The 16,249-nt window shown below is 51.4% G+C and carries 11 protein-coding genes; 5 read left to right on the top strand and 6 right to left on the bottom strand.

The window, feature by feature from the left end; translation table 11 throughout:
* Nucleotides 1-25 precede the first annotated feature (25 nt).
* The 6 genes from FH603_RS13150 to FH603_RS13125 all read right to left on the bottom strand — a co-directional run bounded on the left by FH603_RS13150 (nt 26) and on the right by FH603_RS13125 (nt 11,794).
* Entirely contained in the window at nt 26-1,330 is a 1,305-nt protein-coding gene (locus FH603_RS13150) for a serine hydrolase domain-containing protein (protein WP_186737982.1), read from the bottom strand.
* Between the two features lie 51 nt (nt 1,331-1,381).
* Nucleotides 1,382-2,602 carry a serine hydrolase domain-containing protein gene (locus FH603_RS13145; protein ID WP_186737981.1) on the bottom strand — a complete coding sequence of 407 codons (1,221 nt, stop codon included), beginning with the start codon at nt 2,600-2,602 and terminating at the stop codon, nt 1,382-1,384.
* 241 nt (nt 2,603-2,843) lie between these two features.
* Nucleotides 2,844-4,037 carry a serine hydrolase domain-containing protein gene (locus FH603_RS13140; RefSeq protein ID WP_317171287.1) on the bottom strand — a complete coding sequence of 398 codons (1,194 nt, stop codon included), beginning with the start codon at nt 4,035-4,037 and terminating at the stop codon, nt 2,844-2,846.
* A gap of 356 nt (nt 4,038-4,393) precedes the next feature.
* Complete coding sequence (locus FH603_RS13135; protein ID WP_186737979.1) at nt 4,394-5,563, bottom strand: hypothetical protein; 1,170 nt, start codon at nt 5,561-5,563, stop codon at nt 4,394-4,396.
* A 295-nt stretch (nt 5,564-5,858) separates the two neighbouring features.
* Complete coding sequence (locus tag FH603_RS13130) at nt 5,859-9,896, bottom strand: hybrid sensor histidine kinase/response regulator transcription factor (RefSeq protein WP_186737978.1); 4,038 nt, start codon at nt 9,894-9,896, stop codon at nt 5,859-5,861.
* Between the two features lie 149 nt (nt 9,897-10,045).
* Entirely contained in the window at nt 10,046-11,794 is a 1,749-nt protein-coding gene (locus tag FH603_RS13125) for an alpha-amylase family protein (RefSeq protein ID WP_186737977.1), read from the bottom strand.
* Nucleotides 11,795-11,975: 181 nt separating this feature from the next.
* Here FH603_RS13125 and FH603_RS13120 point away from each other — a divergent pair, with 181 nt between their 5' ends.
* The 5 genes from FH603_RS13120 (at nt 11,976) to FH603_RS13100 (ending at nt 16,170) form a co-directional block, all read left to right on the top strand.
* The gene (locus tag FH603_RS13120) at nt 11,976-12,665 is read left to right on the top strand and encodes a DUF421 domain-containing protein (RefSeq protein WP_186737976.1); all 690 of its coding nucleotides are present in this window, start codon (nt 11,976-11,978) and stop codon (nt 12,663-12,665) included.
* Nucleotides 12,666-12,673: 8 nt separating this feature from the next.
* A complete protein-coding gene (locus tag FH603_RS13115; RefSeq protein WP_186737975.1) occupies nt 12,674-13,360 on the top strand; it encodes a DUF421 domain-containing protein in 687 nt (228 codons plus the stop codon).
* A gap of 77 nt (nt 13,361-13,437) precedes the next feature.
* A complete protein-coding gene (locus tag FH603_RS13110; protein ID WP_186737974.1) occupies nt 13,438-14,433 on the top strand; it encodes a fasciclin domain-containing protein in 996 nt (331 codons plus the stop codon).
* Between the two features lie 118 nt (nt 14,434-14,551).
* The gene (locus tag FH603_RS13105) at nt 14,552-15,184 is read left to right on the top strand and encodes a (2Fe-2S)-binding protein (RefSeq protein WP_186737973.1); all 633 of its coding nucleotides are present in this window, start codon (nt 14,552-14,554) and stop codon (nt 15,182-15,184) included.
* A complete protein-coding gene (locus tag FH603_RS13100) occupies nt 15,181-16,170 on the top strand; it encodes an FAD binding domain-containing protein (protein ID WP_186737972.1) in 990 nt (329 codons plus the stop codon). Before FH603_RS13105 ends, FH603_RS13100 begins: the two co-directional genes overlap by 4 nt.
* The last annotated feature ends 79 nt before the right edge of the window (nt 16,171-16,249 follow it).

The raw sequence follows: 16,249 nt of genomic DNA, 5'->3' as shown, positions 1-16,249 counted from the left end.
AAAACGGATGGGTCCGTTCCTTTTTTCAGGGCTTACCCGGGAAGCCTAAAGCCGCTCGGGCTGCATAGGCTGCGTCATACATCGAGTTGAAGCATTTTCCAAACGTAGTGTCACCATTCGGCCCCTGGGTAAGATCCCACATCGGTAGCATCGCTATTACCGACACGTCTGTGGCCGGGTCGTATGTCATCGTCATCAGATAGCCCGCAATGGCCCCGTTATGGCCATACCCCAGGTTTTGGCGATAGGAAGTTCCCAACCCATACGTGGGATTGGCCGCCGATACGTCCGTTTGCAACAGTTTGACCGTCTGGGGCAGCAGAACGTTCTCGCCCTTCATTAGCGATCGTATGTAGGTGTTCAGGCTCGCCATCGTGCCGTACCCATTACCCTCCCCCACGTGGCCACTCATATTGACCGGACCGAAGCCATCCTGTCGGCCCGACGCTCGTCGGATCAGACTGGCTACGCTGGGCTGGGGCATTTGAACGTCGTTGGCCCGGTAGGGAAACCAAATCGGTAACGGCACCCGGCTGGCTGGTCCCGTAATATGATCGTACATATAATCAGTGCAGGTTTTAGCCTGGCCGGCCTTGAGCGAGTACACCCGTTCGATAATCCGACTCAGGATAAAGTAGCCCGTGTTGCTATAATGATAGCCTTTGGTAGGGTCAAAGTAGTTGAGTTGGTACCTGATGATCGGTTTGAGCATCTCCTCGGCGGTGAACTGATGGGTTGAATCCCGGGAGAGCACGTAGTTGACGTAACTCTCCTTATTTAGACCTGGAACGGAGTCATTGTCCACATCATATACCCCGGCACTGTGGTTGAGCAGTTGCTCGATAGTGATCGTACGCTTGTTGGGAATGTTCCAGTCGGGCGTAGCAGGTACGTAGGGCTGATTGGTACCGGGAATCAGATCGGTGATGAGCGCCTTGTAGTTGAGCCAGCCGTCCTGATACATCTTCATTACGGCTGCGGCAGTGAAGTTCTTGGTGGCGCTGGCGAAGCGAAAATTAGTGCCAGGCGTGAGGGGTTGCTGACCCGGCGCAATAGACGACGCGAAATAGGTTTGGGTGGGCGTCTGAATCAGCACATTGAGCGACGGTACGGCATTACCCAAATCCTTTTCCAGTGTGGCTCGTGCGTTGTCGACGGCTTCCTGAACCTGGCTGTTCAACGGGGAACGGTGATCCTCTACGTTAACTAAACTACAGCCGAACAGCAATCCGGTCAGCCCGCCAATCAGGAAAAAGCGGGCAATGCTGATCGGCGTAAGTGGCAGGCTCAAGCGCTTATACAGACGGGTAAAGAAGAGGGGTATCATCATCTTTTCAAGCTATTTAAAGAATGGTTGGCAGGAGCCTGGTGGTGTCAGTTACTATTTGTTCGCAACCTGAGCGGCTCGTAAGGCCGTATTCCGTACGCCCAGAGCCAGTTCCAGAAAATCGTTGTAATTTGCCTCCGGTGTGGTGTTGGTTTTGATAAAATTAGCGACCATCAGCACCGTTGTCTTCGTAGCCGGGTTGTACCGCAGCGTCGATATGTAACTCAGGTGGGCACCGTCATGGCCAAAGCCCAGTCCGTCGTTGAAGGTAAGTCCCAGGCCGTACACCCCATGTGATACGTCGGCTATTTCCATTTGTTCCATCATGGCTATGCTCTGGGTCGTTAAACCCGCTTTGCCCGTTAGCAATAATTCGATCCATCTGGTGATATCATCGGGAGATGACACAATATCGCCCTCTGTAACATTTGCGGACATGTTATCTTCCGGCGTACTGATCGGACTTTGGCCGGGTACAAGGAGGTAAGAGTTGACAAATGGATCTCTCATCCGTGTTTCGGTTCCCTGCCACACATTATAGGTATTGGTCAACTGCAGGGGTTCCAGAAATCGGGTCCGAATAAAATCAGAGTACGACACACCCGAGGCCTTTTCAATAATTTTGCCCAGCAGATTGTAGCCTGTATTTGAGTATTGGAACGTAGTGCCCGGCGCAAAGTTGGATATCTTGTTCTGAGCAACAACCCCGACGAGTTCGTCGAACGTGAAGGTATGGGTATCCTGGTTGAGGTCTTCCCGAATATACTCAACGTACCGTTTGCCTGCGTAGGGTTGATTGACCGTATTGGGGATGTCCTGATTGGTTATATCGAATACCCCCGCCCGGTGCTGGAGCAGTTGCTTAATGGTGATCTGATTCTTATGCGGTATGTCGTAGGCTGGCGTATTAGGCAGGTAAGCCGGGATAAAGTCGGTAATTGTCAGCTTACCCTCCTGCTGCAGGAGCAGAATGGCTGCCGCCGTAAAGATTTTGAATAGGCTGGCGATTCGGTAATGTGTATTTCCCTGAACACCCGGCTCAATATTGCTGGAAACCAGAGCCGATCCGGACGAATTATTGACCTGTAGAAAAAAACCGCCTTTGTTTTTTCCCATTTCCCATTTGCCGTTAAAGTGCTGATAAAGACTATCGGTCAGCTGTTGAAGTTGGGCACGGACAGGAACAGGTTGTATATGATCCTTAAAACAGGACTGGAGCGTTGAACTGCCCACGATAAAGAGGGCAACCAGGGCAAACATGGGCATGCGTTTCATGGTAACGTGAGTTAAGAGAAAGGCTGAAAATTAGTTTTAGGCTGCTTCAGAAAGTAGTCGAGTCGGTTAAACACCTGCCTGCTTTTGGGTCAAAATCACCTCGATGTTCTTATCTCCAAAAGCCAACCCGGAAACGATAAGGAATGGTCCGAACACGATAACAAATAGTCCCGGTAGCCCAACCAGCCAGCCCGTTATGAGTTTGTTTCCGTGTCAGGATAGTAGCCCTATTAAGCTGTAGTTACAATGGCCCGCTCGGATAGCCCAGGGCTGCGCGACCTCCCCAGGCCGCGCTGTATATAGCTTTGAAACACGCTAAAAAAGAGTCTTCACCCTTGACTTTATCAACCAGATTTATGTACGCCACGACCGACACGTCAGTGGCAGGGTCATACATGGCAAGCGACAGCGTCCCGCAGCGCTCTCCATTGTGACCAAAACCCATATTCTTGGTGTAGAAGCACGCCAGCGCATAATTCGGATTTATTGCGGAGACATCGGTTTGCATGAGATGTATCGTTTCGGGTGTCAATACGTTTTCGCCTTTCATCAGGGTCCGCACGAACGTATTGAGCGAGACCGGAGTGCCGTAGCCATTGCCCTCTGCTACCTGCGCACTCATGTTGTAGTCACCGAATACAATTGTCTTTCCGGGAAGCCGCTCCGTACCCGTTGCGTAGGGACTCGGCATGACCTGGTCATTGGCCCAGACCGGAAAATGAAGAGCCAGCGGAACCTTCGTGTTCGGGCCTACCATGTAGTCCTGCACGTAATCATTATACGTCATATCGTGGCCCCGTTTTAGCGAATAGACATGAGCAATAATATACCCGAGTATAGAATAGCCTGTATTGCTGTAATGATAACCCTTGGTCGGAGCAAAATACGTTAACTGGTGCTTGGCAAGTTGAAGCACCATGTTCTCGGTTAAGAACTGATGATTCGGTTCGGCATTTTGAATAAACGCCGTGTAGGATAATCCATGATATCCTGGGACGGAGTCATTATCGACATCATAAACCCCCGCGCTGTGTTGCAGCAATTGTTCAATGGTAATCTGATTTTTATAGGGGAAATTCCACTCGGGTGTATTGGGTACGTAGGGTATGTTTGTTCCTGGAATATTGTCCGAGATTTTCGCTTTAAAGTCTAACCATTTATCCTGATGCATTTTTAGAATAGCAGTAGACGTAAAGATTTTGGTGTTACTGGCGAAACGAAAGGTGGTCGTTTCGGTCAGGGGCGCACTGCCTGCCGACACTGAAGAGACAAAGATTTTTTCGGTAGGCGTCTGGATATACAAATTCAGCGACGGAACTGAATTGCCCAACGAATCTTGAAGAGCGACGCGAACACTATCAACCGCTTTCTGTACCTGGCTTTGGCTATTGGGCTGCGGGTTAAGATGGTCTTTGAGCAGAGAAGAACAGTTCACCAGGAGTACGCAACTAAGTATAATAAAACTCAGACGCACCGCGACTTTTGAGATGAATGAATTATTTAACATGATTGGTAGTAAAAGGAAAGTTAGTGGTTGAATGCGATGAAACTACTGGAAAACCAGACCCTATTAACTTAGTAAAGAATACACTAAAACCGCTCCTCATCCGCTTCAACGAGTGAGCTGAGAGGAATTCTTCTAAGGGCAACCTGATTAAGTTAAGGGACTGACTATGAGTTGCTTTTAGTCGATCTACCCTGCTCTACTTGCCTTTGAGTCATACAATGCCAGGCCGTAGACCCGGTAGCTTCACTACGCCCGTACCTGCGCTTCGGCACCTTAATTTGGGGCTATTTTTTAATTAACTGGGGGAAAGCTCCTCCTGTAAACACATAGTCTTCTGTTGAAGGATCATAATTTTTAGAATAATCGGGATAACCATACAAATTAAGATCTCGCCTTACATCGTAATAACCTCCAAAATCATATCGTTCTGTGCGAAATTGCTTAAATACGTAATCGCGAGGAAACAACGCGTCCTTGTTTATAATGTTACCCGGAGTGTCGTCTATGAACAATTTTCGGCCAAGCGCAGGTGATAGTTCGCGGCCATCGACAGTTAAATAATAGGACCGGTTATAAAATATATCATTGGCATAATATGTGCCCCGCATATAAGTGGCTGGATTAGCTGGGTAATGTGTATCTCTTGCATGTCGAGCAGGCGATATGGTATCGTATAACTCAAAATTTTTATAATTCATCTCGGCAGTTTTCACCAGCATTACATTCCAATAATATTGTCTGAATCTTTTATAGGCAGCGTTAAATTGCGTAGTATAATTGCCACCATCAAGATCTTTATTTGGAATTTGTGCCTCGGCCAAATTCCTGAGAGTGTATTTTTTAGTAGGATCATTAGGATCAGCAATAGGTCCCTTCGCAAACGCATTCCGCAAATTTGCGTAATTGTCCTTTACCGCAATCAGGGTATTCAGCGTGTCGTAAATTGCCAGTTGCATTTGGTTGACTCCAGTCGCAAAATCTGCAACTGCACCAGCTAGACCGGTTGGTCTATCCCCAGATGTCCATTTCTTAATGGATTCACCCGCAATTGCTATAGCCGCCCCAGCAAAAGGAAGTTCGACTGCCGTTGCCACTGCGGCTGCGTCTAGAATCCCGACGGCTATGTCAACAAAGATGTCGATGATGAAATCTTTCCAGCTCTCGGGAGCCACTGTTCCTGATTGTAAATCTGCCCATGCTTCTGCTTCAAATCCAATCATGAAGAGATATAAATCCTTATTGAAATCCCTTAAATTCTTTAAGTTTTCTGCCGCGCTAAAAAGCTCAAACTCTGTGTATGGGTCGTTTCCCGGATCACCTATTCCTGGCTCCACCCGATGATCACTACAACTGGTAAGTAACGAGGGTACTACAACGGCACCGGTAGCCGCAATGGCAGCATCCCGTAGCCAGGTCCTTCGACTTAGATTGTTGGGTGTTTTTTGTGTTTTCATGGTCATTTTAAAAGAGGTGGTTAAACTTGATTTCCATGTTGACAGGTGGGTAAGGAATGATTACCCCACTCATCGACTACCTGATCGCTACGTCAAGAGCACTACGCTTGCCGGTACCCTAGAGGGATATAACAAGCAAAAATCAGCTCGACAAAAGTGAGGATTTCGGGCTGGACAGACTGTCGTAGTTTGGTCAAATACTATCGTAATTTGACCAATGGGGCCTTTTTGTCAACAAAAACACCCGATCCAACTGGATCGGGTGGCAAGAATCAGGCAGCACAGCAAGCCAACGTCAGGGAGTACCCGCCTGGCGGATAAATTGGGTGGGGGTCATCTGATACTGTTCGCGAAAGACCTTGGTAAAATGGGCGGGCGTTTGATAGCCAATCCGGTAAGCCGTTTCGGCGACGCTCAATCCCTGGCGCAGGAAGCGGGCCGCCTGCTTAAGGCGGTAGAGCCGAACCACATCCGCCGGAGCCATGCCCGTCAGAGCCTTGATCTTTCGGTAAAGTACCGTACGGCTCATGCCGAGCGGCTTCAGCAAATCATCCACCACAAATTCAGAATTGTCCAGATGATCGTCCAATACAGTGTATAACTGCTTCATAAACGGATCGGTCGTGATCGGGGCGGCTGTGTCAGCAACCGTTTGGGCAAACTGGGTCAACTCGGTCCGCAGCTTGTCCCGCAACCGTTGTTTGTGCTCCAACTGGTTGCGAATTCGCAGCTGCAGCTCGGTCACATGGAAAGGCTTGGTCAGGTAATCATCCGCTCCCAACGAGAGCCCCACCAGCCGATTATCGACCGACGATTTAGCCGTCAGCAGAATGACGGGAATATGACTCGTGCGCAGGTCTGTTTTTAACTGACTGCAGAGCGTAAAGCCGTCCATTAGGGGCATCATCACGTCCGAGATGATCAGATCAGGTACGTGTTCCAGCGCCTGTTCCAGCCCATCTCGTCCGTTGACGGCCCGCCAAATGCGATAGTTCTGGGGCAGACTTTCGGCAATAAAATGGGCCAGCTCATCATTATCTTCTACAACCAGCAACCGGGGTTCATCGGACTCATCGGTAGCTGTCCAGGCATCTGCGCCGGCTTCCCGGTTCCAGGGGACAATTCCGTTCAGTGACGCTTCCGACGTTTCAGCCTGTCGGTAAGGCAACTCAACCACGAACGTAGTGCCCTGGTCTGGATGGCTCTCAACGGAAATTTGTCCACCCTGTAGTTGAACCAGTTCCTGAACCAAAGCCAACCCTATACCCGTACCCTGTGTCGCATTTGTATCACTAACTTGATAGAAACGGTCGAAAATATGGGGAAGGTGTTGACCCGAAATGCCAACGTCTGTGTCGGCAACGGTAAGCCGTATACGTCCCGAAGCATCCGTCAACGAAACGGTAATCGTGCCATCTTTCGTAAATTTCAGTGCGTTGGCCGTCAGATTATAGACAATACGTTCCAGCTTTTCGGCATCGAACCAATAGTCACCTGTTATCTCGGACTTAAACAGCAGACGAATTCCTTGAGTTACTGCCTGGTCAGTTAAAGGCTTCAGCCAGTGACTGATAAATTCGGCAAGATTCCCTCTGGACTCGTGAATGGGCATGACGCTGGCTTCCAGTTTGGATAAATCCAGCAGCTGATTGATCAAGCCCAGCAACTGATGGGCATTTTGTTCAATCGTTTGCAGACGTCTATGGTTTTTAGGGTCTGGATTCTCATTCGCCATCTGTTCGGTAGGGGCCAGAATCAGCGTTAGGGGTGTACGAAACTCGTGAGTGATATTGGTAAAGAAGTTCGTTTTAATTGCATCGACCGCCCGGAGCTGGTCGGCTTCCTGCTGGCGGAGCCGAATCGTCTGGTTTAGCCGGATCCGATTTAGATAAATCTGAAGCAAACCCCAGCCGATGCCCAAACCCATTAAGCTATACAGAATGATAGCCCACCAGGTAGCCCAGAAAGGTGGCTGGATGGTTAGATCCAGTTTGCGCACATGACGACTCCATCGACCCGATGTGTTAGACGCATTCACTACCAGCGCATAATCGCCCGGTGGCAGGTTGGTATAAATGGCTTCAGGTCGGACCGTTTCTGTCCACCTCTCTTCCAGTCCTTCCAATCGGTAGCGATACCGATTTTTGGCCGGTCGATTGAATTGCAAAGCAGCAAATCGTACAGTCAGATAATTCTGATTGTAGTGTAAGGTAAGTTGACTGGTGGCCTGAATGGGCATTGTGCCCAATACTGATCGGTTAGCAAACGTAGTGGTGTCCGTGCCGTCAGCATTCGGAATCTCCGGCTGAATGATATGATTGCCGACTTGTAGTTCGGTCAGTTCAACAACAGGTTCAAATGCATCCTGAACGATCCGCTGGGGAGAAAAATAGGTGAACCCTTCCAGACCACCCATCAGGATTACCCCACCAGCGATCCCACGGTTGGGAAACTTGATGTAGTGATACCGGTTAAATTCGTCTGCCATGATGCCGTCATCATGCGTGAAAGTCTGAGTGGTAAATGTCCGACGATTCATCCGGCACACCCCTTTGTTGGTGCCTATCCACAAATACCCGTATTGGTCAGGTATTGCTGAGTAAACCACATTATTGGGCAAACCAGTAGCCTGGGTAAACCGCTGGGTTCGACCCGTTCGCTTGTCGAACAGACATAGGCCATTGCCAAAGGTACCAATCCACAGCCGATTGGAGTCGGCTGGGTCGGCTGATAGGCAGTATAAGATATTGCTGCTCAGCGAGCCATGATCCTTTGGGCGGTTGACAAACTGCCGTCTCTGTCCGGTTTTACGATCGATACGCCATAATCCTCCCGCCTGACTAGCCAGCCAAAGCGCCTGATTATCGGCCACTAATTCAATAACAGCATTTCCGGGTTGGTACGGAATCTGGAACGGGATACGGTTCCAGTGGCCCGTCTGCTCATCAAACCAAAAGGCATTTGAGCCGTAGACCGCCCAAATGCGGCCCTTGGGGTCAGTAGCCATTGGAAAGGGAACATCACCAGATCTGTTTCTGACAATTCCTGTCGGCAGTGGAAAATGCTCCGTCTTGTTCGTACTACCGTCCAGCCGGTACATAGTCAACGTACCCACGTTAAACCAGAATCGGCCTGTGGCATCGAAGGTATAGCGAAAATTGTAGCTGCTTAAGCCACTCAGGGTGGCCTGGGCTGCCAGTGAAACCGGCGGCAAATCCAATGATAGTGAATCGTTGGCGAGTAGATCCTGATAAAATCCACGTTGATACCGGCGCTTCTGAAAGGGGTTCGGCTGTAGATCGTAGGTGCGGATACCAGCCCCAGCGGTACCGACCCATAAGACATTGGTTCGATCGATGAGCAAACTACTGCAACCTTCGTTAGACTGATTCCAGCGGGTAGCGATCTGGACGCCCCCCTGTTCTGTAAACCGAAACAGAATATTATTCTGGTCGAAATAGACTGTACCCGTTCGGTCAATAGCTACTTTATGACCTAACCATTCGTCACCCTGGGCCGGCAGCCGATAGGAGCGCAGCTGGCCCGTTCTGGGCTGAAACAGGGTTAGGTAGTGCTGAGAGAACAGGATGAGTTCTCCGGTCGGCCGGAGACATACTCGGGTTAAAAAGTCTTCCGGCAGCGACCGGGGATTGCCTGGCTGGTGTCCTAAGTTCGTAAAGCTGCGGGTGGCTTCATCAAATTGATCGAGTCCCTTTGCCGTAGCCAGCCAAATTCTCCCATCGGCTCCTTCCGATACGTTGTACACGCTATCGGTGCTGATGGATGCAACTTGGTGAGGTCGATGACGAAACCAGTTACCCTTTTTTTTATTGGTGTCCCAGCAAATGACGCCATGACCAATAACTGTCAGCCACAGGCGGTCCTGTCGGTCGATATACAAACCATAGGTAGTGTTTGGTTTTACCAGTCGGCGAAACGCTTTCTGTCGGGAAAAGTTGGTAAACGTTTCGGTCCTTGGATCGAACACATCAATTTCCCCACGTTCGGAAACGATCCAGATACGCCCGTGCCGGTCCAGTTCAATATAGTTCAGTGCGGCAAAGGAAAGAGAAGGACGCCCATCGGGGTCAGGCTGGAAGACTTTGAATCGGTATCCATCGTACCGACATAGGCCGTCGCGAGTAGCTGCCCAGATGAAGCCTTGTTTATCCTGAAGTATACCGGGTACAAAGGCCTGTGGAAGTCCCTGCCGGTCAGTGATGAGTTCGGGCTGAGGGAAATGAACCGATTGCGCTCTTATGCAGACTGTTGAGGCCAGCAGGTTCATCAAACAGACTAGAACGCGAAAAATAGACGGTATGTACGTATTCATACCAGAATGAAGAGTTCAGCCCACTTCGTTTACGCGGAAGTGTTGTTTATAGGCATCGCCCTTTTTTATGTTATCGGTTGAGGAAAGTTCATGTCAAAGCTAACTCTTTATATTAGAATCAAAACCTGACTCAAAAATGACAATGCTTATCACTTTTTTACCCGATACCACTTGAACCCGTAAGCGGGTAGATCGACCGAAAAATTGCCATCGGCCCCAATCTGTTTCTCGCTTTTCGCCAGTAGATCAACGAGTTTTAGACCGGCTTTTGGATCGGTGTGCAACTGATTCTGCTGGGGCTGCGGACTGAAATTGTGGATCATGACCAATGATCGGCCCTGCCAGTTGTACCGAATGGCGAGCACATGCGGTGATTTTGTGTCGATAATTTCCCACTTACCCCAACCAACTTCAGGACACTGTTTCCGAAGGCTGGACAAGCGCGTGATGTGGTTCAGCAATGAGGCCGAATCGGCCTGCTGAGCGGCCACATTAACGGTGCTGTAGCGGTAAGGCCCTGCGCTGATAACCGGCCGAACGGCTTTGGCTGCTTCAGAAAAGCCGCCATGGATTTTGTTCGACCACTGCATGGGAGTTCTCACAGAAAGGCGCTCTTCGAGACTGAGGTCGTCGCCCATCCCAATCTCTTCCCCGTACCGGATAACGGGCATACCGGGCAGCGAGAACAGCAGGCTGTACGCCAGTTTGATCAGCCGGGGATCACCGAGCATGGGCGCTAACCGTCGGCGGATACCCCGGTCGTAAAGCTGCATGCTGCTGTCCGGGCCGAATTTAGCATACACTTTTCCCCGCTCCTCGTCACTTAACCGACCCAGATCGATCTCGTCATGATTGCGGAGAAAGGTAGCCCATTGGGCCGTTGGTGGAATCGATTTGGTTTCGTTCAGAGCCTTTTTCAAGGTGCTGACTTCAGTCGTAGCCAGCGCATAGAACAGATGCTGGTTGGCGAAGAAGTTGAACATTGTCTGCATTCCCTGGCCTTCCTTCCCGAAATAAGGCTCCTGTTCTTTGGGGTCTACATTGGCTTCCCCCAACAGAATAGCATCCCGTTTATGCCACTGAACGTACTGATGAAGCTGCGTGATCATGTCGAACTGATGCTGTGGTTTATCCGGGTCGAAATCGGGTGTGGCTACCTCGATCAGGAACGGAACGGCATCGACGCGAAATCCGGCAACCCCTTTGTCGAGCCAGTAGCGGATGACCTTCCGCATTTCGCGCTGTACGGCCGGGTTCTGCATATTCAGGTCCGGCTGTGATTCATAAAAGCGGTGGTAATAATATTCACCGGCCAGTGAATCGTAGGACCAGACCGATTTCTGTACGCCGGGAAACACCATGCCCGTATTCCATTTCTCCGGTCGCTCCTTCGACCAGACATACCACGAGCGATAGGGGGAGTCTTTCTGCCTGCGGGCTTGCTGAAACCACGGATGCTGGTCGGAGGTGTGGTTGGTGACCAGGTCCATCATAACGCGGATGCCGCGCTGGCTGGCCTGATTCATGAAATCGGTGAAGTCCTGCGGAGTGCCCAGGCGGGGGTCGATGCCGTAAAAATCCGATGTGTCATACCCATCGTCCAGGTTGGGCGTAGGCTGAAAGGGAGCCAGCCAGATCGTTTCGACACCCAGTTTTTTTAAGTAGTCCAGCTGCTGGGACATACCCCGGAAGTCACCCACCCCGTCCTTATCGGAGTCCTTGAAAACTTCCACATCTACGCTGTAAACCAGACTGTTTTTGTACCAGAGTTCTTCGATGAAATCAGTAGGCAGGGGAGCTGGCGGTGCAACCGTGGTTTCAGGCTTTTCGGTCTCGGAGGTTGTTTGTCGGCAGGAGGCCAGTAAACAGATGCCAAGAAACAGGATTATTTTTTTCATCGAATTACGTTCGTCTGGTGAAGTCTCTTTAAACCAACCGTCAATTACCCCCGGCTGTTAGGGAAAGGCCGTTTTCTTGATTGTCTGGTAATTCTATAGGGCATATCAAATAGACTATATGACTGTAACCAGATTTTTCAGGTTAGAGAATCAATTCGCGCACATGAAAAGTTAGTGTCCTATGAAAAAAGATGAGATTCGGCTAGATGACTGGCAGCGGATTCTGTTTGGTGATGCGCCCGTCGAATTTTTATTTGAAGTCCTGGTTCGTACCGCGCTCATTTACCTGACGCTGCTGATAATGATGCGGTTACTGGGAAAACGCATGAACGGCCAGCTTACAAATCTGGAGTTATCGGTCATGCTGACGATGGGGGCTATCATGGCACCCCCCATGCAAATACCCGATCGGGGTTTACTCTCGGGTACGTTGGGTTTGCTCTGTGCGCTGGCCTTTCTGCGGGGATCGAACCTGTTGGGTTTCGTCAGTAAAAAAGCAGAAAAGCTGATCCATGGAACAGAGACGATCCTGATCAGGGAAGGGATAATCCAACTGGATGAAATGGCCCGGAACCGACTGTCCCGGCAGCAGATTTTTGCTGCTTTGCGGAGCGAAAATGTGTATCATCTGGGGAAGGTCAAGCGCCTGTATCTGGAGGCTTACGGCATATTCAGTATTTACGAAGAGAAGCAGGATAAGCCCGGCCTGACCGTAATGCCCCCCGCCGATGAAACGATCCGGACTACCTATCAGAAAAAAGACGACCATACGCTCGCCTGTGGCCATTGTGGAAAAACGGTGCCTACATCCCCTGAACCGGGTGATTGCCCCGTCTGTACGCACAGGCAGTGGGAGCCAGCCGTCTGTTAACACATGTTATGAAAAAGGAAGATATTCATTTATTTGACTGGCTCCGTATTCTCGTGGGGGAGGTTCCGGCCAGTTTTTACGTCGAAATCATTATTCGCGCGGCTTTCGTTTACCTGCTGCTGGTGGTTTCGATGCGGTTGATGGGTCGGCGGATGGCTACCCAGCTAAGCCGGAACGAAATGGCCGCTATGGTGTCGATGGCCGCGGCTATCGGGGTACCTATTCTGGATGCCAGCCGGGGGCTGTTACCCGCCGTAATGATTGCAATCGTCGTGGTAAGTACCCAGCGGCTGGTGTCTTATCTGGCGTCTAGAAATCAAACATTTGAGGGTATTTCGCAGGATATAAGTGTTATGCTGGTAGAAGACGCTGTGATGCATCTGCCGGTGATGAAAGGGTCGGGTATTACGCGCCAACTGCTTTTCGCCCAGCTGCGATCGAATGGCCTGACTCATTTGGGGTACGTGAAGCGCCTGTACATGGAAGCGAACGGTTCCTTTACTCTGATCACCGACCCCGACCCCAAACCCGGACTTTCCCTGTTGCCGGAATGGGATGCCGACTTCCTGAACGAACAGGAAAAAGCCCCCGGTCAGCTTGTTTGTTACCATTGCGGAAATCCACAACCAGAAACGAACAGGAACCAGTCCTGCACGCGGTGCGACCGGAAGGAATGGGTTGAGGCACTTCGCTAATATGACGCGGGGGCCGGAAAACCTTACGGGATCATTCCAGTTAAAACAAGACAGTGCGCATCTCAACGAAAAAAGCTATGAAAATTAACCAAACCCTTTCGCTATTAACTTTTGGACTTGCCCTGATCGGCCTGGATAGTTATGCCCAGACAACGCCAACGGGAGCCGCCACCTCGACAACCTATCCGGTAGGAGCCGTTACGGTTGATTCTGCCAATACTGTTAAACCATCGCGCGCTCAGCGACGGGCTGCCCGGGGGAACCGGTCAAAAACCGCTCGTCCCAATGCCGGTAATACGGGCGCTACGTCGCAGGATGGTCAGTACCGGCAGAGTTCAGCCGCACAAGGCACGTCCGTCAATAACAGCAATGCCACCAATTACAACAGTAATAACGTCACCAATGCCGCTACAGGTGTCGGTAGCAACCCGTCGGTGACAACCCAGCCCACTACCCTGAGTGGTTCGTCGGGAACGTCGGCAACAACCAGTAGTAGCAGCAGCGCGGGTAGCGACGCGACAAAGACGGGGACTGCCGCAGCGGTAACGGGTGCCCGGACTGAGACAAAAACCCCGGCCGATGTGGCGGGCAGCACGGAGCGTACAACCAGCATTCACGACTTTATCTCTTCGTCGCCCAACTACGTGACCCTTCAGAATGCGTTGCAGTCGACGGATCTGGACGAAAAACTCAAAGCAGGAACGGCTTATACCCTGTTTGCGCCCACCAATGCGGCTTTCAAAAAGCTACCGGCTACCGTGCAGGCTGGGTTGCTGGAAGGGCGCAATCGGGAGGCCCTGACCCAGCTTATGTCCTACCACCTGGTGGCCGGCACCCTCGATGCGAAGGCGTTGACCCAGCAGATCAAAGCCGGCAACGGGAAAGCAACCCTAACCACCGTTGCGGGTGGTGTCTTAACGGCCCAGCTGGGGGCGGGAGGGCAGCTAACTATTACAGACGAGCAGGGTAAAAGCGCTACCGTCGAGGATTCAGACAAGATTCAGTCGAATGGCATTGTTCACGGGCTGAACGCTGTTTTGATGCCCAAAAATGCCGTAAACAGTATTCGTTAACAGTCCGTTGGGTAAATTGATTAGCTGAACGTGTGGGCTGCCAGACGCTTTGTGCGGATAGCCCACACGTTCATTTTGTTTAGTCCTGTACAATAGCCAGAGAAGGACCCGGAATAATATGGAGTACACAAACCATAAAAACTATATAATCGATGGAGCAGGTAGACGCTGGTTCCTGAAACAGTCGTCAGCCCTGGTGGGTATGCTGGCCCTGCCGCCGTTAATCGGTCAGGCCGGAACGGCCCCTGCCTCATCGGTTCCCCCCGGTTTGCCCATGAAACGAGCCATTACACTCCGCATCAATCGCAAAGCCTACCGGATTGAGGTGGAGCCACGCGAGACGCTCCTCGACGTATTACGCGAACGACTGGACCTGATTGGTAGTAAAAAAGGCTGCGACCACGGCCAGTGTGGGGCCTGTACCGTCCACATCGATGGGCGCACGGCCAACGCCTGTCTTCTGCTGGCGGTCATGCAACAGGACCGGGACATCACGACCATTGAGGGGTTAGCCCCCTCACCCGACCGGCTACACCCGCTACAAACTGCTTTTGTGGAGCATGACGGCTTGCAATGCGGATTTTGTACCCCCGGTCAGATCATGTCCGGCGTAGCGGTGCTGCGGGAAGGCCATGCCGGGTCGACGGCGCAGATCAAAGAATGGATGAGCGGAAACATCTGCCGCTGTGGCGCTTATTCCGGTATTGTTGACGCTATCGAAGCCGTGCAGAAAGGAGGGAGGCAGGTATGAAATCATTCGATTATGTAGCGGTTACCAAACCCGCTGACGCTGTTCGGCTCATGGAGCCTCAATTCCGGTTTATTGCCGGAGGTACCAACCTGGTCGATCTCATGAAGTACGAGATTGAACGCCCCGACCGCCTGATCGACATCAGCCGATTGCCGCTGGACCGTATCGAAACGACCGATGCCGGAATCCGGATAGGGGCCCTGGCCCGCAACAGCGATGTGGCCGCCGATCCGGCGATCACCAGGCAGTTTCCGCTGCTGGCCGAAGCCCTGCTGGCCGGGGCCTCGCCCCAGCTGCGTAACATGGCGACTATGGGCGGTAACCTCATGCAACGTACCCGGTGCTATTATTTTTACGATGCCACGCAGCCCTGCAACAAGCGGGAGCCGGGTTCGGGTTGTGGAGCCATTGGTGGGTTCAACCGGATTCATGCCATTCTGGGTACCAGCGAAGGCGCGGCTAAAACCCAGTGTATCGCTACTAACCCCAGCGACATGAATGTGGCCCTAAGTGCTCTAGATGCTATTGTGCAGGTTACCGGGCCTAAAGGAACCCGCGCTATACCGGTTATCGACTTCCACCGGTTGCCGGGTGATACGCCTGAGCGGGACACTGTACTGGAAGCAAACGAGCTCATAACCGGCCTCGACCTCCCTAAACCAGCTATACCGGGTAAGTCATATTACCTGAAAGTACGCGATAGAGCCAGCTACGCCTTTGCTGTCGTGTCGGTAGCTACGCGGCTGGCGGTCGAAAACGGGCGTATTCAGGATGTTCGCATTGCCCTGGGTGGAGTGGCCCACAAGCCCTGGCGGATCGTTGAGGTTGAAAAAAATATGGTGGGCAAAGCGGCTACTGAGGAAACATTTCGGGCTGCCGCACAGCAACTCGTTGCCGGTGCAAAACCCCACGAACATAACGCCTTCAAGGTTCAGCTGGCCCAATCGGCTATTGTGCGCGCCTTACAAACCGTTGCTACCTCCTAACTGACCAGTGCTGATCGATGGCGCTTCAACAAGAGGTAGCCAAATGCTGTCAGGCTGGGTCTTACCCCCTTTACGCGAC

Source organism: Spirosoma utsteinense (genome assembly GCF_014282275.1).
GTDB classification, from domain to species: Bacteria; Bacteroidota; Bacteroidia; order Cytophagales; family Spirosomataceae; genus Spirosoma; species Spirosoma utsteinense.
Note: the sequence above shows the minus strand (reverse complement) of the source record. Positions and strands in the feature narration are given on the sequence as shown.